18 protein-coding genes and 1 tRNA gene are annotated in these 17,322 nt (G+C 66.3%); 10 read left to right on the top strand and 9 right to left on the bottom strand.

Annotated elements, in window-relative coordinates; genetic code table 11:
- Window positions 1-6: 6 nt before the first annotated feature.
- The 5 genes from NO347_RS12385 to thiD all read left to right on the top strand — a co-directional run bounded on the left by NO347_RS12385 (window position 7) and on the right by thiD (window position 4,198).
- The gene (locus NO347_RS12385) at window positions 7-1,101 is read left to right on the top strand and encodes a DNA topoisomerase IV subunit A (protein ID WP_256289881.1); all 1,095 of its coding nucleotides are present in this window, start codon (window positions 7-9) and stop codon (window positions 1,099-1,101) included.
- Window positions 1,102-1,229: 128 nt separating this feature from the next.
- Complete coding sequence (locus NO347_RS12380; RefSeq protein ID WP_256289880.1) at window positions 1,230-1,535, top strand: HalOD1 output domain-containing protein; 306 nt, start codon at window positions 1,230-1,232, stop codon at window positions 1,533-1,535.
- Window positions 1,536-1,764: 229 nt separating this feature from the next.
- Window positions 1,765-2,451, top strand: coding sequence for a thiamine phosphate synthase (gene thiE / locus NO347_RS12375; protein WP_256289878.1), 687 nt, complete (start codon window positions 1,765-1,767; stop codon window positions 2,449-2,451).
- Window positions 2,448-3,290 carry a hydroxyethylthiazole kinase gene (gene thiM / locus NO347_RS12370; protein ID WP_256289877.1) on the top strand — a complete coding sequence of 281 codons (843 nt, stop codon included), beginning with the start codon at window positions 2,448-2,450 and terminating at the stop codon, window positions 3,288-3,290. Before thiE ends, thiM begins: the two co-directional genes overlap by 4 nt.
- Window positions 3,287-4,198 carry a bifunctional hydroxymethylpyrimidine kinase/phosphomethylpyrimidine kinase gene (gene thiD / locus NO347_RS12365; RefSeq protein WP_256289876.1) on the top strand — a complete coding sequence of 304 codons (912 nt, stop codon included), beginning with the start codon at window positions 3,287-3,289 and terminating at the stop codon, window positions 4,196-4,198. The genes thiM and thiD overlap by 4 nt, the downstream gene beginning before the upstream one ends.
- Window positions 4,199-4,291: 93 nt before the next feature.
- Here the strand turns inward: thiD and ligA are convergent, their stop codons facing one another.
- On the bottom strand, window positions 4,292-6,163 hold the full coding sequence (ligA, locus tag NO347_RS12360) for an ATP-dependent DNA ligase LigA (protein ID WP_256289875.1): 1,872 nt from the start codon (window positions 6,161-6,163) through the stop codon (window positions 4,292-4,294).
- Between the two features lie 115 nt (window positions 6,164-6,278).
- On the opposite strand from ligA, the gene NO347_RS12355 reads away from it, so the two are divergent.
- On the top strand, window positions 6,279-7,811 hold the full coding sequence (locus NO347_RS12355) for a PAS domain-containing protein (RefSeq protein WP_256289874.1): 1,533 nt from the start codon (window positions 6,279-6,281) through the stop codon (window positions 7,809-7,811).
- Window positions 7,812-7,863: 52 nt separating this feature from the next.
- On the opposite strand, the gene psmB is transcribed toward NO347_RS12355, so the two are convergent.
- Together psmB and NO347_RS12345 are read right to left on the bottom strand one after the other, a co-directional pair.
- Window positions 7,864-8,595 carry an archaeal proteasome endopeptidase complex subunit beta gene (gene psmB / locus NO347_RS12350; protein ID WP_256289873.1) on the bottom strand — a complete coding sequence of 244 codons (732 nt, stop codon included), beginning with the start codon at window positions 8,593-8,595 and terminating at the stop codon, window positions 7,864-7,866.
- 281 nt (window positions 8,596-8,876) lie between these two features.
- The gene (locus NO347_RS12345; RefSeq protein WP_256289872.1) at window positions 8,877-9,062 is read right to left on the bottom strand and encodes a hypothetical protein; all 186 of its coding nucleotides are present in this window, start codon (window positions 9,060-9,062) and stop codon (window positions 8,877-8,879) included.
- Window positions 9,063-9,351: 289 nt separating this feature from the next.
- Between NO347_RS12345 and NO347_RS12340 the strand changes: the two genes are divergently transcribed.
- Together NO347_RS12340 and NO347_RS12335 are read left to right on the top strand one after the other, a co-directional pair.
- On the top strand, window positions 9,352-9,723 hold the full coding sequence (locus NO347_RS12340) for a DUF555 domain-containing protein (RefSeq protein WP_121570422.1): 372 nt from the start codon (window positions 9,352-9,354) through the stop codon (window positions 9,721-9,723).
- 82 nt (window positions 9,724-9,805) lie between these two features.
- Entirely contained in the window at window positions 9,806-10,348 is a 543-nt protein-coding gene (locus NO347_RS12335; protein WP_121570421.1) for a CBS domain-containing protein, read from the top strand.
- A gap of 37 nt (window positions 10,349-10,385) precedes the next feature.
- On the opposite strand, the gene NO347_RS12330 is transcribed toward NO347_RS12335, so the two are convergent.
- Together NO347_RS12330 and purM are read right to left on the bottom strand one after the other, a co-directional pair.
- Window positions 10,386-11,768: a cytochrome P450 gene (locus NO347_RS12330; RefSeq protein WP_256289871.1), complete on the bottom strand. Its 1,383-nt coding sequence runs from the start codon at window positions 11,766-11,768 to the stop codon at window positions 10,386-10,388.
- Between the two features lie 31 nt (window positions 11,769-11,799).
- Complete coding sequence (gene purM, locus NO347_RS12325) at window positions 11,800-12,816, bottom strand: phosphoribosylformylglycinamidine cyclo-ligase (RefSeq protein ID WP_256289870.1); 1,017 nt, start codon at window positions 12,814-12,816, stop codon at window positions 11,800-11,802.
- Window positions 12,817-13,110: 294 nt separating this feature from the next.
- Between purM and NO347_RS12320 the strand changes: the two genes are divergently transcribed.
- On the top strand, window positions 13,111-13,383 hold the full coding sequence (locus NO347_RS12320; RefSeq protein ID WP_256289869.1) for a DUF8028 family protein: 273 nt from the start codon (window positions 13,111-13,113) through the stop codon (window positions 13,381-13,383).
- A gap of 21 nt (window positions 13,384-13,404) precedes the next feature.
- On the opposite strand, the gene NO347_RS12315 is transcribed toward NO347_RS12320, so the two are convergent.
- Window positions 13,405-14,040 carry a zinc metalloprotease gene (locus NO347_RS12315; protein WP_256289868.1) on the bottom strand — a complete coding sequence of 212 codons (636 nt, stop codon included), beginning with the start codon at window positions 14,038-14,040 and terminating at the stop codon, window positions 13,405-13,407.
- 114 nt (window positions 14,041-14,154) lie between these two features.
- Complete coding sequence (locus NO347_RS12310) at window positions 14,155-15,816, bottom strand: TraB/GumN family protein (RefSeq protein ID WP_256289867.1); 1,662 nt, start codon at window positions 15,814-15,816, stop codon at window positions 14,155-14,157.
- Between the two features lie 188 nt (window positions 15,817-16,004).
- On the opposite strand from NO347_RS12310, the gene NO347_RS12305 reads away from it, so the two are divergent.
- Window positions 16,005-16,436, top strand: a complete 432-nt coding sequence (locus NO347_RS12305; protein ID WP_256289866.1) for a universal stress protein — start codon at window positions 16,005-16,007, stop codon at window positions 16,434-16,436.
- Window positions 16,437-16,727: 291 nt separating this feature from the next.
- Here the strand turns inward: NO347_RS12305 and NO347_RS12300 are convergent.
- Window positions 16,728-16,812: transfer RNA gene (locus tag NO347_RS12300), tRNA-Leu, on the bottom strand.
- A 75-nt stretch (window positions 16,813-16,887) separates the two neighbouring features.
- The gene (locus NO347_RS12295; protein WP_256289865.1) at window positions 16,888-17,235 is read right to left on the bottom strand and encodes a ferredoxin; all 348 of its coding nucleotides are present in this window, start codon (window positions 17,233-17,235) and stop codon (window positions 16,888-16,890) included.
- Between the last annotated feature and the right edge of the window lie 87 nt (window positions 17,236-17,322).

The following is a 17,322-nucleotide window of genomic DNA, read 5'->3' as shown; positions in this document are numbered from 1 at the left end:
GCTACTATGAGCACGAAACAGGACGACGAACTCGCACAGGAACGCCTCGTCGACCTCGCCGCGGAGTTCTACGACCAGTTCGCGGCGGGCGAGGTACCGCATATGGACATCCCCACGCGGACGAAATCGAACATCGTCTTCGACGAGGACTCGAACGTGTGGGTCTACGGCGACCGAACGTCGACCCGCACGGCCAACAGCGTCCGCGGCGCCCGAAAGTTGCTGAAGGCGTCGTATACGATCGAGTTCCTCGTCAATCAGTTAGAGGAGGATCGCTCCTCGACGCTGCGTGAGCTGTACTACCTCTCTGAGTCGTGGGACAACGAGGAGGCCCAGTTCAAGAGCCAAGACGAGTCGAACCAACTGGTCGAAGACCTCGAAATCGTCTCGGAAGTCACCCGCGAGGACTTCCACATGCGGCCCGAGGAGTCGGGGGCGACGCTTATGGGGCCGCTGGAGCTTCGAGAGCAGACCCGCCGCGGCGAGCGCGAGATCCACTGTCAGAAGGACGTCGGCGAGGGCGGCTACCAGATCCCGAACAACCCCGACACGATCGACTTCCTCGATCACGACATCGACTTCGTCCTCTGCGTGGAGACCGGTGGGATGCGCGACCGTCTGGTGGAGAACGGCTTCGACGACGAGTACAACTGCCTGGTCGTTCACCTGAAGGGCCAGCCCGCGCGAGCGACGCGTCGGATCACGAAGCGACTCCACGACGAACTCGACCTGCCGGTCGTGGTGTTCACAGACGGCGACCCGTGGTCCTACCGGATCTACGGCTCGGTCGCCTACGGCTCGATCAAGTCCGCGCACCTCTCGGAGTACCTCGCGACGCCGGAGGCGCGGTTCGTGGGAATCCAACCGGAGGACATCGTCGAGTACGACCTCCCGACCGATCCGCTGGCAGACTCCGACATCAACGCCCTCGAATCCGAACTGGAGGACCCGCGCTTCCAGAGCGACTACTGGACCGAGCAGATCGAACTGCAGCTCGACCTCGAAAAGAAGGCCGAACAGCAGGCCCTCGCCGCTCGCGGGCTCGATTTCGTCACTGAGACGTACCTTCCCGAGCGCCTCTCGTCGATGGGCGTGCTGTAAGATCGGCCCCACTCGCGTTCTCGGTCGATCGAACTCCTGCGTGACCGAGTTCGGGATCCGGGGTGTGAAATATCGAAAGCGATATTCGAGCGGTTGTCTTTTTATGGCCCGACGCGATGGAGCAACGTATGAGTACCACCAAGCGAGGCACCACGATGGCCGAACTCACGGATTCTGCGCCGGTGGTCACGTACGCCCGCGACGGTGACGAAAACTTCGTCGACGCCATCGTCTCGGCATTCGCGACGACGCCGCTCGATGTCGACCTCTCGGGACGCGATCCGCTCTACGAGTGGATCGACCTCGATGCCCTCGACGCGCTGTTCGAATCGGCCCGTGACGACGTGGCGTTGTCGACAATCATCTGGGGCCACCCGGTCGTGATCACAGTCGACGATATCGAAGTCTACGAGGCTGACGGAACCGCCGAGTAGCTATAGTAGCGTTTGCAACTGATTGCTCATCCGATCGCACGCAGTCGTGCGATCGAGTGAGTGAAGACTTGCAAACGTTACTATAGTTTTCACATCCTGCCGGACCTCCGGAACGAGCTCTGACCCCCGTGAGCGGCGTCTATCCCTGCGCCGTTATGGACGCGCTGTACCCGGCCAGCGGGAAGTCACAGAATCTTTTTATTCTATTACCATATGGTACTACCCGATAATGACACTCGGTGTAGAACGCACTCAGACCGAACTATCCCTCCAGACGTATCTCGTCACCCAGGGGGACCGGGCCGCTGGCCGGTCTACGGTCGAGGTCGTCGACGCCGCTATCGAAGGGGGCATCGACGTCGTGCAACTCCGCGAAAAGCACGCGAGCGCTCGCCAGCGCTATGAACTGGGCCAGGCGATCCGCGAGCGGACGCGCGAAGCAGACGTGCCGTTCCTCGTGAACGACCGCGTTGATCTGGCCGCTGCCCTCGACGCCGACGGAGTCCACCTCGGCGACGACGACCTCCCGGTTGCGGCCGCCCGCGACGTTCTCGGTTCGGCGGCCATCGTCGGCCGGTCCGTCTCGACGCCCGCTGCGGCGCGCGACGCGGAGCGGGCCGGTGCGGACTACCTGGGTGTCGGTGCCGTCTACGGGACCGATACGAAAGACGTCGACGACGACAGCGCAGAGATCGGAACCGAAACCGTCGCGGCGATCGCCGACGCGGTCGACGTTCCGATCGTCGGGATCGGTGGCATCACGCCCGAAAACGCCGCCCCGGTGGTCGAAGCGGGTGCTGCGGGCGTCGCGGTCGTCTCCGCGATCACGGCCGCCGCCGACCCCGAGGCGGCCACTCGGCAGTTGCGCCAGCGCGTCCGGTCGGTCGCCGAGTCCCCGGAGGTGCAGCAGCGATGAGCGAGGCCGTCGGTCCCAAGGAGGCGCTCGTCGCAGTCGAGGCGGCGACGCCGTTGGTCAACGCGATCACGAACGACGTGACCGTGAACGCGGTCGCGAACGTCGTCCTCCACTGGGGCGGCCTGCCGGTGATGTCCGACGACGTCCGGGAAGTCGAGGAGATGGTCGCCGCCTCCCAGACGTGCCTGCTCAATATGGGCACCGTCAGCGAGGCCGGCGAGGAGGCGATGGTGACTGCTGGACGCGCCGCGGCGGCGCACGGGGCCGCCCTCGTCGTCGACCCCGTCGGTGCCGGCGCGACGCCGACCCGCTCGCGCGTTGCCGAGCGCTTGACGACCGAGCTCGCAGCCGACGTGATCAAGGGGAATCGCGGCGAGATCGCCGCCCTCGCGGGCGAGCACAGCGACGTTCGCGGCGTCGAATCCACCGGCGAACACGCGGACATCGCCGAGACCGCGATAGCGTGTGCGCGCCAGACGGACGCGGTCGTCGTCGCCTCGGGAAAGACGGACGTCGTGGCCACCGAGGAGGCGGCGTTCGAGGTCGACGTCGGCCACTCGCTGATGGGCGACGTCGTCGGGACCGGCTGTCTCCTCGGCGGCACGCTCGCCGCGTTCTGCGGCGCGGTCGACGATCCACTGTCGGCGGCGCTGGCTGGCACCGTCGCGTTCGGCCTCGCCGGTGAAGCGGCGGCCGCAGGCGAGTACGGCGACTACGCGGGGCCAGCGAGTTACGAGATCGCATTCCTAGATGCCATAGCTGGACTCGATCCGACGTCACTCTCGAATGCAAAGGACCGCATCGCGCGCGTGCCCACCGCAAAGGCGTATTACGAATGACCCGAGCAGATCCGCAGCGGCCTCCCTACGCACTCACGATCGCGTCGAGCGATTCCAGCGGCGGCGCGGGCCTTCAGGCCGATTTGAAGACGCTGACGCGACTCGGCGTGTACGGCGGTTCGGTCGTCGTCGCCGTCACCGCCCAGCACACGCAGGGCGTCGGGTCGACCCACGTCCTCCCGCCCGCGGACGTCCGTGCGCAGTTCGACGCCGTCGCGGGCGACGTCGATGTCGACGCGGTGAAACTCGGGATGCTCGCGACCGCGGACGTCGTCAGAACGGTGGATCTGTGCCTCGCGGACTACGACGGCCCCGTCGTGATCGACCCCGTGATGGTCGCGACCGCCGGCGATCGACTCCTCGCTGCAGACGCCGTGGACGCCTACACCGAGTTGTTCGCTCGCGCGACCCTTGTCACGCCGAACGCCGACGAAACCGAGGCGCTCACCGGCATCTGGCCGGATGCACCCGAGTCGCGGGCGTCCGCCGCCGCGCAATTCTTCCAGTGGGGGGCCGACGCCGTGCTGTTCAAAGGCGGGCACGTGCACGAGGCGGCGGACGGACACGCCGACGAGAGCGACGAAGACGGTGATATCGTCCGCGACGTCCTCTACACGGCGGCGGATTCGGGAACGGGCGACCGCCTCCCGACGGCGACGTTCGAGCACGCGCGGGTCGAGAACGCCCAAACTCACGGATCGGGGTGCACACTCGCGAGTGCGATCACGGCGCGGTTGGCTCACGGCGATGCGCTCGTCGACGCCGTCGAACAGGGTATCGCGTTCACCCGCGCCGCCATCGAGCGGTCGGCAGCCATCGGTGGGTCGGGGAGCGTGAACCACCTCGCGCCGAGCGGAGCGCGGAGTAGTATCGAGGTCGACCGCGACGACCCTTCGCAGAAGAACTAGCGACCAGCTGAGGGCCGCCCACCGCGACGGCTGTTCGTCTGCTGTGTGACGACTGTCCGTGGGCCGCGCGACTACTGTTCGTCTACCGCGCGATTACTGCTCGTCGGCCAGTCGCTCCACGCGATCGAGGCTGTCGGCGTCGGCCGGCGACTTGTCCTCGCGGACGCCGACGAACCGTGGGAATCTGAGGGCGTAACCCGACGAGTAGGTCGGTGACTGCTGTATCTCCTCGTAGCCGACCTCGAAGACGACCGCTGGCTCGACCGAGACTGTCTGGCCGTCCTCGTGTTCGATGTGCGGCGTCAGCCGTTCGGTCAGGGATTCGAGTTCCTCGTCGGTGATCCCGGTCGCGACTTTCCCGAGTGTGACGTAGGCGTCGCCGCCGGCAGTTCCGTCGTCGGCTCGGTCGTCTGCACCGTCCGCCCGCGCCGACAGCAGAAACGTCCCCAGGAGGTTCGCCCGGCGGCCTTCGCCCCACTCCGCGCCGGTGACGACAAGATCCAGCGTCTCCACGTCGGGCTTGCGCTTCAGCCAGTTCCGGCCGCGCTTGCCCGGCGCGTACGTCGACTGGGGATCTTTCAGCATAATCCCCTCGTGGCCCGCGTCGAGGGCCGCTTCCTCGACCGCCGCGACCTCGTCGGGGTCGGCCGCGACGCTGATGTCGGAGACGGCGTCGGTGTCGACGAGCAGTTCCGCGAGTCGATCGTGGCGCTCGACCAGCGGCGCGTCGAGCAGGTCGTCGCCGTCGGCGTGCAGACAGTCGAACGCGCGCAGTTCGACGCGGACCTCCTCGCGCATCTGCTCGACGTCGTACTTCCGGCGGAAGCGACGCAGCACCTCCTGGAATGGGAGCGGTGCGCCGTCGTCGTCGACCGCGACCACTTCGCCGTCGAGGACGACCGGCACGTCGATCGCCGACTCGACGAACTCGACGACCTCCGGGAGCGGGTCGGTCACGTCGTCCATATTCCGCGAGAAGAGCGCGGTCGTCTCTCCGTCGTAGTGGACCTGGACCCGTGCGCCGTCGAATTTGGTCTCGACGACCGCCTCGCCCCACTCGTCGATCGCCTCGGCGGCGCTGCCGGCCTGCGCGAGCATCGCCTGCACCGGGCGACCGACTTCGAGGCCGACGTCGTCGAGGCCCTCGCGCCCCGACTCGCGAGCGACGCGTGCGACCATCCCGTAGTCGTTCGAGACTTGCAGGGCGTGCTCGACGGCGACGACGGGGTCGTCCGTACCGTCCCCGTCGACGCTCGCGCTGTCGGGGGTGCCGCTCTCGGCGGGAGGGCCTGCGCCATCCGGATCGTCCGGGTCCGGGTCCGCGTCTGTGTCTCCGTCGGCATCCACCTGTTCGTCCGCGTCTATATCGGCGTTTGCGTCCCCGTTTGTGTCCTCTACGTCGGTATCGAGGAACGCCTCGGCGATGGCGTCCCGGACCGTTCCCTCCCCGACGCCGATCCGCATCTCGCCGAGGACCAACCGGGCAAGGAACTTCGCCTCGGAGGCGGAGGCCCGGTTGAACAGCCCGAACAGCGTATCGAGTCGCCGGCGCTCGCTGCCCTCGCCGATCGTCGCCGCGATCTCGCGGAGTTGCTCGTCGACTTCTGCGACGGTCAACTCGTCTGGCCCGCTACCGGAGAACGCGCCAAGGCCGCGCTGGCCGCCGAACTCGTAGGTCGCCGCGACCGCGCCGATCTCACCGACGTCAGCGAGTTTCGCCTCGACGTCGTCGGCGTCGACGTTCTGCCCCGCGGCGCGAGCGATCGCTTCGTGGAGGAGTGCCGGACCGATATCGAGCGTCGTCGCGTCCCAGGCGGGGAACACCCGACCCTGGAGGAAGCGGACGACCACCGGGAGGTCCGTGCCGGCGTCGCCGAGGAGGTCACAAACGTGGTCGACTGTCGCTAGATCCCCCGGCTCGTCTTCGATTTCGGCAGCGCGTGCGGCGAACTCGGCGAACTGCATCGAGCGAGCGTAGCCGCCACGCCGACAAGAGTCCGCCGACTCGGGACGAAAATTTCGGCGCCGGTTCTCGCTGGAAGCCACGGGTTTGAAGCCGTCCGCCCGCCCAGGGTGGGCTATGACTGAGGACTTGGCGGCGTCGGTTCGGGACGCGCTCGCCGTCGACCCCGAGGAGTTCGAGGCGCAGGCGCGGACGGACGCCGAAGTGGTGAAGTCCGAACTCAGGGAGGGCACCTTCGACAACCACCAGTCGATCGTGGGCTTGGAGTACGAGTTCTACGCCGTCGCCGACGGCCGGTGGGCGGCCTCCGACGACGCCGACGTCTACGCGCTGATGCGCGTGCCGCGTCGGCTGCTCGAACTCATCGGCTTCGAGAAGGAACTCGGCCTCCACAACGCCGAGATGACGACCAGTCCGCAGCCCCTGAACCCCGACGGCCTCCGTGCGCAGGAATCGGAAGTCCGTGCGCGACTGGGCGCGGCGCTCGACTGTACCGGGGCAGAGGGAATTCGCCTCGTGAGCGACGGACTGTGGACGATCCCGCCGGCCGGCGAGACGGCCCGGGAGTACCTCACCGACAGCGTCGAGGCCGACGGCATCCGGATCGCGACGAATATGAGCGGCTCGGTCCGGTATCACGCGATGGCGAACGGCCCGGCGTCGCCCGAGCAGCTGACGATCGACGCGCCCAACGTCACGCTCTCGGCCGACACCGTGATGCCGGAGTCACTCATCACCTCGATCCAGCCGCACTACCAGGTCGCACACGCCGCCGACCTCCCGACGTACTTCAACTACGGGCTCCGGATCGCCGGACCGCTCCTCGCGCTCGGCGTCAACTCCCCGTTCTTCCCGCCGGACCTCTACGACGACGTCGGCGCGCAGAAGATCCTCGCCGACGGCTACGCCGAACACCGAATCCTCGTGTTCGAATCCGTCCTCAACACGGAGGACGTGAAGAAAGTGTGCTTCCCGGAGGACCTCGACACCGTCGAGCAGGCGGTCGACCGAGTCGCGAGCGACGCGACGATGGTCCCGATGCCCGTCCCCGAAGGGAATCGCTTCGACGACGAGTTCGCCACGCTCCGTCGCAAGCACGGCACGTACTGGCGCTGGGTCCGCCCAGTCTTCGACGGCGCGTCGCGGTCTTCGGCGAACGCGCGCATCGAGTTCCGACCGATCGCGGCACAGCCGACCGTCCGCGACACGATCGCGTTCCAGGCGACGTTCGCCGGACTGATGGAGAGTCTCCCGCGACGTCGCCACCCCGCGACAGATCAGCCGTGGTCGACCGCCAGGGAGAACTTCTATGCGGCGATGCGGGACGGGCTCGACAGCGGCCAGCGGTGGATCTGTAATGACGGCGTCGAGACGGTGGACCCCGAGACGGTCTACGACGACATCTTCGCACACGCGGTCGACGGGCTCACCGCTGCTGGCTGCTCGGAAGCGGAGGCCGAGAAGTACGTCGACCCCCTCCGTGCGCGCGTCGAACACGAGACGACGCCGGCCGACTGGAAGGTCGACCGGGTCAGAGAGTACCTCGCCGACGGCGACTCATTCGCCGACGCCGTCGCGGAGATGCAGCGCGACTACGTGCGGAAGCAGCGGGAGACACTGCTGGACGGATCGTTCGCGGACTGGTTGTAGGAGAAGCGAGACGGGTCGAAGATCGATCGGGGCGAGTCCCGAACGCTCGGCCTTACAGGACCTCGTCGAAGTCCTTGTGCTGGGTGATGTCGACGCCGTCCTCGGTGACGACACAGACGTTGATCCCGTTACCGGACGCGAGGTCGCGCTCGACGGCGCTCTGGATTGCGCGCGCGGCGACGGACTTGGCCTCCTCGATCGAGAGGTCTTCGTTGTACTCCTGTTCGAGGACACCGAGGGCGTACTGACTACCCGAGCCCGTGACGGTGTACTCCTCTTCGAGAATCGACCCGGCGGGGTCGATGCTGTAGATGTGGGGTCCTTCCTCGTCGACGCCGCCGAGGATCGGCTGGACGATGAAGAACGCGCCCGAGCGGAGGAAGTTCCCGAGGAGCGTCGAGAGCGCCTGCATACTCATATCCTCGCCGCGCCGGGACTCGTAAAGCCGCACTTCGGCGCGGATCGAACTGATGAGCGACTGTGCGGCCGAGACGGAGCCCGCGATCGTCAGCGCGCCTCTCGGGTGGATCTCCTCGACCTTCTGGACGTTCTTCGAGGAGACCATCCGACCGAGGCTGGCGCGCATATCCGTCGCGAGGACGACGCCCTCGGACGTTTTCAGACCGACGGTCGTCGTCCCCGTCTTGGTCTCTTTGTCGCCCATCTGTTTGGCTCGTTGTTCGGCGTTGGAGAACTCGCCAAGTTCCGGCGAGAAGACGTCGGAGTGCTCACCGTTCAGCGGATCGAGACGCCCCGAAACGTCATCACTCGTAGGAGTACGCATTACCCGGTGTTGTCGCCCACCGCTGATAAATGCCACCCTTCCCACTGCTGTTGCCAGTATCGACCGCGGCGACGACACATCGGCAGGTGTCTCTGAACGCTGTGTCGATCGTCGTTTCCGTCCGTATGGCCCGTCAACCAAGCTATAGTAGCATTTGCAACTGATCGCACGACAGCGTACGATCCGATGCGTGAAGACTTGTAAATGCTATTATAGTCATTGCGAGAACTGCGTCGCGTTGTCACTCAGAACCGTTCTGGACGCCCAAAATCTCGATTCGTCTAGCGGCTCTGGCCGCGACCTTCGGCGCGCTCGTAGGTCCGCTCGGCGGACTCGATAAGTGGTCGAACGGGCAGGGTGAGCCCCAGTCGCCGCGCGAACAGCGCGATCGGCATCGCCAGGATGCCGAAGAGGAGCGTCGTCTGATACAGCAGGAAGGCCGCGCCCCGGTGCAGGTCTGTTATCATCGCCTTAGCGTGCTGGCGGCGACGGTAGTATATAAATCTTCCTCGTCACCGGAGAGGTAGATGTCCACGCTGTCGTGCGATTCAAGCCGACTTTGCGACACCACAAGAACAGTTGTCCGAAACCGGGGTCACGTCGTACGAACGCGGTCATCCGCACTGTTCGTCGGCATAAGTTATGCGCAGTATTGTCGTCGCGTACGCGCCCGACACCGGGTCGAATCGGTGACAACCACTCGCACTGGCGCGTGCGAACCACAAGACACGAAACCCCGCAGTGCGTCCTCAGCGTATGAGCAACTATCTCGTCGCGATGGAGGCCGCGTGGCTGGTCCGCGACGTCGAGGACATCGACGACGCCATCGGCGTCGCGGTCAGCGAGGCCGGGAAGCGACTCAACGACAAAGACAAAGAGTACGTCGAGGTCGAAGTCGGGGCGACGCCGTGTCCGGCTTGTGGCGAACCGTTCGACTCCGCGTTCATTGCTGCGAACACTGCGCTCGTCGGGCTACTACTCGAGATCGACGTGTTCAACGCCGACAGCGAGGAACACGCGTCGCGTATCGCCAAGAGCGAAGTCGGCGGCGCGCTCCGTGACGTCCCGCTCTCGGTCATCGACGTCATCGAGACCGAAGCCGACGAGGACGACCGCGACGACCGCTAACCCGGTCCGGACCGTCCGCTGGCCTACTTGGGGCCCCCGACGACCCCGAAACACTTTCGTATAACCTCGGGTAATTAGTACTATGGAACTACCGACCCCGCAGGACCTGCGCCAGCGTCGCACGGAGTTGGACCTGACGCAGAGCACCCTCGCCGAGATGGCAAGCGTCTCCCAGCCGCTCATCGCGCGGATCGAGGGCGGCGACGTCGATCCGCGGCTCTCGACGCTCCGTCGGATCGTGAACGCGCTCGAAGAGGCCGAAGGCAGCGTCGTCCGCGCGGACGACCTGATGAACGAGGACGTGACGAGCGTCGCGCCCGACGACTCGGTCCACTTCGCACGCGACGTGATGCTCGACGAGGGCTTCTCACAGTTGCCCGTCATCCGCGATGGCCGCCCCGTCGGCATCATCTCGAACAGCGACATCCGGCACGCACAGGAGAACGACGACGTCGGGACGCTCCCCGTCGCCGACGTGATGCGCGAGTCGGTCACGACAGTCGAGCGTTCGGCGACCCTCGAGGAGATCGACGCCGCGCTCGATCACCACTCGGCTGTTCTCGTCGTCGAGAGCGGCGAAACGATCGGCATCGTGACTGAGGCCGACGTCGCGGCTCGCGTGTAGACTGTCGCCGTTTCGGTTCTCTGCTGCGCCGCCGTCGCTAGCGCCGACGAACTATCATCGGGACCTCACCCGCCGGCTGGGTCGTCATCTGCGGCGAGAGCGACAGTGATCCGTCCCCGACGCGCTCGAATCGGAACCGCCGGAGGAGTTCCGCCAGCGCGACTCGCGCTTCGACGCGCGCGAAGGTCGCACCGAGACACCGCCGCGGCCCCGCGCCGAACGGGAGATACGCGTCCGCCGAGCGGTCCCGGTCGCGCCACCGCGTCGGATCGAACGTCGTCGGGTCGTCCCAGAAACGCTCGTCGTGATGCATCGCGAAGACTGAAACGAGCACTTCGGCGCCTTCGGGGACGACGTCGTCATCAAACCTCACAGGGCGCTTCGTTTCTCGCGGGAGCGCGTGGACCGGCGGATACAGGCGGAGGCTCTCGTCGACGACGCGCGCAAGCGTCGGGAGGTCGTCGAGGTGTTCCCACCGGACCGGCTCCTCACCGAGAACGTCCGCGAGTTCGGTTTCCACGTGCCGATACGTCTCGGGGTTCTCTGCGAGACAGTACAGCGTGAACGTCAGCGCGAGCGCGGTCGTCTCGTGGCCCGCGAAGACGAGGCCGATCAATTGATCGATAGCAGCGTCCGTCTCGCGGGGGTAGCTGTCGGTGTCGTCCCCACTGCCAGCACCAAGCGCCGTCGCGAGCGTCGCCACCAGGTCGACGCCTTCCGCTCGGTCGTCTGTGTCCGTTCTGTCGGCGTTCTCCAGCAACGAGCGTACCTCCTCACGGAGCGTCGCCTTGGCAGCGTCGAAGCGACGCCGAGCAGGTGTCGGCAGCCAGTCGGGGAGCATCCACGTCACCGGCTCGAAGTAGGCGTTCAGGTCGTCTGCGGCCGCCCGCAAACCGTCGCGGTCAGCGTCTGCGTCGATGCCGAGAAGCGTCGTCGCGAGGATGTCGAACGTCAGCCCTTGCATCTCGGACAGAAGCGCGATCTCCTGGCTGTCGGTCCACGAGTCGGCGCGGCGGACGACCTGCTCGCGCATCGTCGGGAGGAACGACTGAATCCGCGATGCGAAGAAGAACGGATCGAGAAAGTCACGCTGCTCGCGCCAGTCGTCGCCCTCGACGGCGATGACGCTGTTACCGAACGCGAGCGGGAAGTCGTCGGTCTTCGCGAACGCGTCGCGGTCGGTCACGAGGACGCGCTCTGCGTAGTCCGGATGTGCGAGGACGTAGCGGTCCCCGACGGGGAGGTCGATGCGGAATGCGTCGCCGACCTCCTCGACGGCGTCGACGGTGAAGTCGAACGGATCCCGCGCGAACCCGACGGCGTTGCCGAGGAGGGGGAGGCCCGCCGGTGCGGGCGGGCGGCGTTTGCCACCGACACCGCCCCGCGGCTTCTCTGACGGATCGCCGCTGGAATCACTCATTGTCCGGATAGATAGTGGAATCGAGTCGCAATCAGAGTTCGAGACCGCGGATCGAGACGCCCTCGCCCTCCCCGACGCGACCGATCACGCGTCCGTCGGTGGCGTCGGCGAGCGCTTCGGCGTCCTCAGGTGCGAGCGCGCAGACGAAGCCCGTGCCCATATTGAACGTCCGGTGCATCTCCTCGTCGGAGACGTTGCCCTCCGACTGGACGAACTCGAATACCGGCTGGGGGTCGAAGGCGTCCTCGACGACGTAGCGGTAGTCGCCCATCCGCTCGAGGTTCGTCCACCCGCCGCCGGTGACGTGCGCGGCGGCGCGGACGTCGTGTTCGCGCATCGGATCGAGGAGGTGCGTGTAGATCCGGGTCGGTTCCAGCAGCGCCTCCCCGAGCGTGTCGTAGTCGCCGAACGGGCAGGCGTCAGTGTACTCGTGGTCGCGCGTGACGGCCGTGCGGGCGAGCGTGAGGCCGTTCGAGTGGATGCCCGAGGACCGGAATCCGACGAGTGCGTCGCCCGGGTCCGCTTCGCCGGGGAAGATGGCGTCCTTCGCGGCGAGGCCGGCGCAGGTCCCCGCGAGGTCGAGGCCACGGATTACTTCCGGCATCACGGCCGTCTCGCCGCCGACGAGTTCGAGGTCTGCCTCGTCGGCCCCGGCCCGGAGGCCCTCGCCGACCTGCTCGGCGAACGTCTCGTCGGGGTCGTCGACCGCGAGGTAGTCGACGAACGCGACCGGGCGCACGCCGGCCGCGACGAGGTCGTTGGCGTTCATCGCGATGCAGTCGATGCCGACCGTCGAGTAGTCCGAGAGCGCCTCCGCGACGAGCAGTTTCGTCCCGACGCCGTCGGTGGCGAGCGCGAGATAGCGGTCACCGATGTCGAGCAGTCCGGCGTAGTCGCCCTCGCTCTCGCCGACCGCGCCGATCAGCGCCGCCGTCGCGGCCTCGCTCGCTTCGATGTCGACGCCCGCCTCGGCGTACGTCAGTTCCTCCGCGTCCGATTCGGGCTCCGCGTTCCCATCCGGGTCCGCCCCCGCGTCGTCGTCAGTCATATCCGAATGCCCGCGTCGGGGCAAGAAAATACGTCCGGTCTCCGGGCGGGCCAGCACTTGACGAGAAGGAGTCCACCCGACGTCCTCGTCACTGCGATACCGACACCCGCGGTCGCGGGAGTAGCTACTTGGAGATACGATCGCATATCAGAGAATGAACGGTCTAAGCGCTTCTGGATGGCTCATAAAACGTCCCTGAAACGTCCTCGAACCCCGGTAAACGGTCACGAAACGACTGAACGCTCGTCGCGTTATATGTGGGTGCCAGTTCTACGAGGAAGTGAGGAAACACAGATGTCCAGTGTCCCCCACTCCCTCGAAGCGACCCTCGCGCGCGGCGCCCTCCGTCGCGGTCTCAGTGTCGTCGGTACAGCTACTCGCGCTGGCCTCCGCAGCACGGCGGCGGCGAGCTTCTGGGCTGCCATCGTACTGCCGTTCACGTACCTCCCGCTCATCTTCGGCGGCCTGACCGGTGGCGAAGCCCTCCTCTTCGCCGGTCTGGTCGCCCTCAACGTGCTCGCGTTCGTACTCGGGCACGGACACGAGCCAGCGTCGAGCGCCGAGTGACTGTCGGACGCTGCCGCCGGGTCAGAACCCGAATCCGACCACGAACGCGCCGATCGTCAACAACAGCGAGGGCACGAAGAACCCCGCAAAGACGGTTTTACTCCATCTCAGCACGGTCTTCCCGTCGAGCGGGCCGAACGGGAGCATGTTGAACGTCGCCAAGAAGAGATTGATCGTGAGTCCGCGCGACCCCGCGAGTGCGAGGAAGTCGGAGCCGACGAGCACGCCGAGGAAGAACACCGGCAGGAAGACGACGGCGAGAAGGGCGTTCGTTACGGGGCCGGCGATCGCGATGAGGCCGTGCTCGCGGGCGGTCAGTCGACCGCGGTGATAGACCGCGCCGGGAGCCGCGAAGATGAAGCCGGCGAGCGAACTGACGACGGCGAGAAAGAGCATTCCGTAGTCCGCGCGAAACTCTGCGACCTGGCCGAAACGGACAGCGACGACTTTGTGGGCGATTTCGTGGAGGAGAAAGCCGACGCCAGCAGTCAGGAGGCTGAGCAGGATGGGGGCGACGACGCCGCCCTGTAGAATGCCGGTGACTGCGCGCTGGCCACCACCGGCGAAGAAGATGGCGAAGGCGACGCCGAGGGCAATCCACGCCAGCGCCAGATCTTGCAGCTCTTTGGAGCTGAAGGAAATTCGAGACGTGTCCATTCCGACTGGGCGTACGGGGCGTGGGGTGTTGGCCCTTGTGGGTTGCAGTGAACCGGCTGAAATATGGACGACCCCGAAAGGCGATCCGCGCGAGCGGAGCCACAGGACGTCACGTCACCCGATCGCGTTCCAGAGGATCTCCCAGCCGTTCTTCGCGCCCTCGAAGAGCAGTTGGGTCACGCCCGCCGCACCCCCGAGATCGAGCGCGAACAGCGGGAGCAGGTACGCGACGAACAGCGCAGAGGCGACGATGCTGCCGATGTTCGTCGCCGCGACGACGACGATGAGGCGGAACAGCGGCACGGCGAACATCTCGTTCATCAGATCCGGGATCGGTTTCTCCTCGTCGGCGAGCAGTTCGTTGAGCGTGCCGATGTCGGAGATGTTCACGGGGTCGTGCTGGAGTTCGATGTAGCCCGTGAACCACCCCGGCGCGAGGAAGGGGTTGATCGACGTCATCCACGCGACTGCGCCGCCGACGAGCGAGGACGACCACCGCGCGCCCGCCGCCTTCGCGAGCCCTGCCGCGAAGAGACCGTTGACGAGGAACCACGCGCCGAACAGTCGCAAGAGCGTGTCGTTGCCGGCCGACGAGAGCGCCAGTAGCGCGAAGAAGCCGACCACGACGAGCGAGATGCCCGTCCCGACGACTTTCGCCCAGGGGACGCCGCCGCCGTCCGTTCCAGTCAGCGACGACATCGGCGGGAGTTCCTCGGGGTGGTCGAGGTAGCGTTCGATCCCCTCGCGGTGGCCCGCGCCGACGACGGCGACGACGTTCGCGCCAGACTGCCGGAGCGCGACCAGTTTGTGCGCGATGAACGCGTCGCGCTCGTCGATGAGCGCTGCCGCCCCGCCGGGCGAGAACTGCCGGAACTCCTCCATCATCGCGCTCACGACGTCGGTGTCGGTCATCTCGGACATATCGAACTCCTCGACGTCTTCGACCTCTCCGTAGCCGAACGTCGAGGCGAACTGCCCGAGCACGCCGCCGACGAGGAGGCCGCCGACGATGCCGACCGCCATACTGCCGACGACGCGCACGACGAACGATCCCAGGAGATCGACAGCGGGTGCGGCGAGACCGAAGCCGACGCCGCCGATGCCGCCGATTGCGACGCCCGCGGCCAGCGCTGCGACGAGACGATCCTCGGCGGAGAGAAGCGACGCGCCGAACGTCCAGATCGCGGCCGCGACGCCGACTGCGAGGATCACGCCGCCGGTGACGCGCGAGAGCAACGGGAGTCCGATGCCGATGCTCCCACCGAAGATCGCCACCAGCGGGCCGAAGATCACACCGAGGACGACGCCCGCGGCGAGGCCGACGCCGCGGCTGTCGCCGATTCCGAAGGCGAGTCCGCCCACCATTCGGAGTTTCTCGACGATCCCCATCTGCGACCAGAAGCGTTGCATCGTCTCGTTGATGTCGCGGTCGACGAGCGCGACGTCGATTCCGTGTTCTTCGGCGGTGTCGACCGCCGAGAGCATATCCGCACCGGGCGTCACGTCGAACTCCTCGCCCAGGCGCGCCTGCACGTACGACAGCATCCAGTAGGCGATGAACTGAAACACCGTGTTGCCGCGGAGCAGGTCCCCGGGCTCGATGTCGTCGGGCTCTCCGCCCTTCATCTGCCGGTATCGTCCCTCGTCGAGTTCGACGGCGACGACGTCGGGGCGTTCTGCCTCGATCGTCTCTTCCACCTCGCGGACGCTCTCCTCGGAGACGTGCGCAGTGCCGACGACGCGGACGCGACCCTTCTCGGCCGCTTCCTGACTCATTGGTCTTTCTACCGCACCGTGGTTTTTACCCCTGTCGGAGATTCGACCGCGGTTCGACGGCGCGCGATACGACGCAGTGACCAGCCGTGGCCCCAGTGAGCGGCCGTGACTCCCAGGAGCAACCGTAACCCCTCTCCAGCACTCGTACGGACTCACTACCTTAGTGTGAACCCGACGAACTAGCGGTGATGTACGACACCATTCTGGTCCCGACCGACGGAAGCGACGGGATGGCGCGTGTGGCCGAACACGCGATCCACCTCGCGCGGTTGAGCGAGGCGACGCTGCACGTCCTCCACGTCGTCGACACCTCGGCTGTTCCACTCGACGCGCACAGCCAGTCCGTCCAAGAAGGGGTAGAGGAAGCCGGGCGAACCTCCGTCGCGGAGATCCACGACCGCGCGGCGGACGTCGGTATCTACGCGATCACCGCGGTCCAGTATGGGACGCCGCATCAGGAGATTCTCGCGTACGCCGACGAGAACGACGTCGACCTCGTCGTCCTCGGCACACACGGGCGTACGGGTCTCCCGCACGTCCTGCTCGGCAGCGTTGCGGAGCGCGTCGTTCAGCACTCCGACGTACCGGTCCTTACGGTTCGGACGTCGCCCCCGGAGTAATGAGCAGTGCGCTCGGCACGACTCAAAATCACCCATAGAACCCGAGCTGCTCGCTTCGGTCGCGGATTCAGATGTGGGAGGATGGGATTTGAACCACGGTCACAACGAAGTTGTTCCCTGATTCAAATCCCACCGTAAACGAGCGGTCCTCGCTGACGCTCGGACACGCAGTGCGGGGGATGGGATTTGAACCGGAGCCGGACGTGCTCGCTCGGTACTCGCTGCGCTCGACCGGCAGGGTTCAAATCCATCCATAGAAGCCGAACTGCTCGCTTCGCTCGCAGATTCGGATGCGGGGGATGGGATTTGAACCCACGAACCCCTACGGGAGCGGATCTTAAGTCCGCCGCCTTTGGCCTAGCTCAGCCACCCCCGCGCAAGCGGCCATTCCGCGGACGGCCGGTTAGTGGTTTCGCTTCGCCTGTCGGGCGGAACGCACGTCGTCGCTCGCCTACCAGTCGACGCTGAGCGTCCCGTCGCCGTGCGGATTCGGCGCGATCTCCTCGTCGGTGCGGCGATCGACGACGTGGATGACGCCTTTGTCCTTCTTTCCGGGACAGACCTCCGCAGCGCGGATGTTCTCTTCGAGTTCGTCCTCGCCGATGAAGTACGATTTCGGATTGGCGAGACCGGATTTGATGTCCATCTCCCAGTTGTCGGCGACCTCCGCACAGCGGCCGGCCCCGATGCATTTGTTCCCCTCGAAGATGATCTTGTAGGGCTTCTCGGAGATCGGCGGGGCGTTCGACTCGTCGCCGACGTCGCTGGGCTTCAGCGGCTCGTCCTCGGCGTCGCTCATACCCGCTCGTAGCCGCGCGGTCGCCTTTGCGCTGTCGGTTCACCGAGGTCGGCACGCGGTCTCATACTGTCGGACAGCAGTTCGTGA

It is taken from the genome of Halobellus inordinatus (assembly GCF_024464655.1).
Taxonomy (GTDB): Archaea; Halobacteriota; Halobacteria; order Halobacteriales; family Haloferacaceae; genus Haloquadratum; species Haloquadratum inordinatus.
This window is presented reverse-complemented; position numbering and strand designations above follow the sequence as displayed.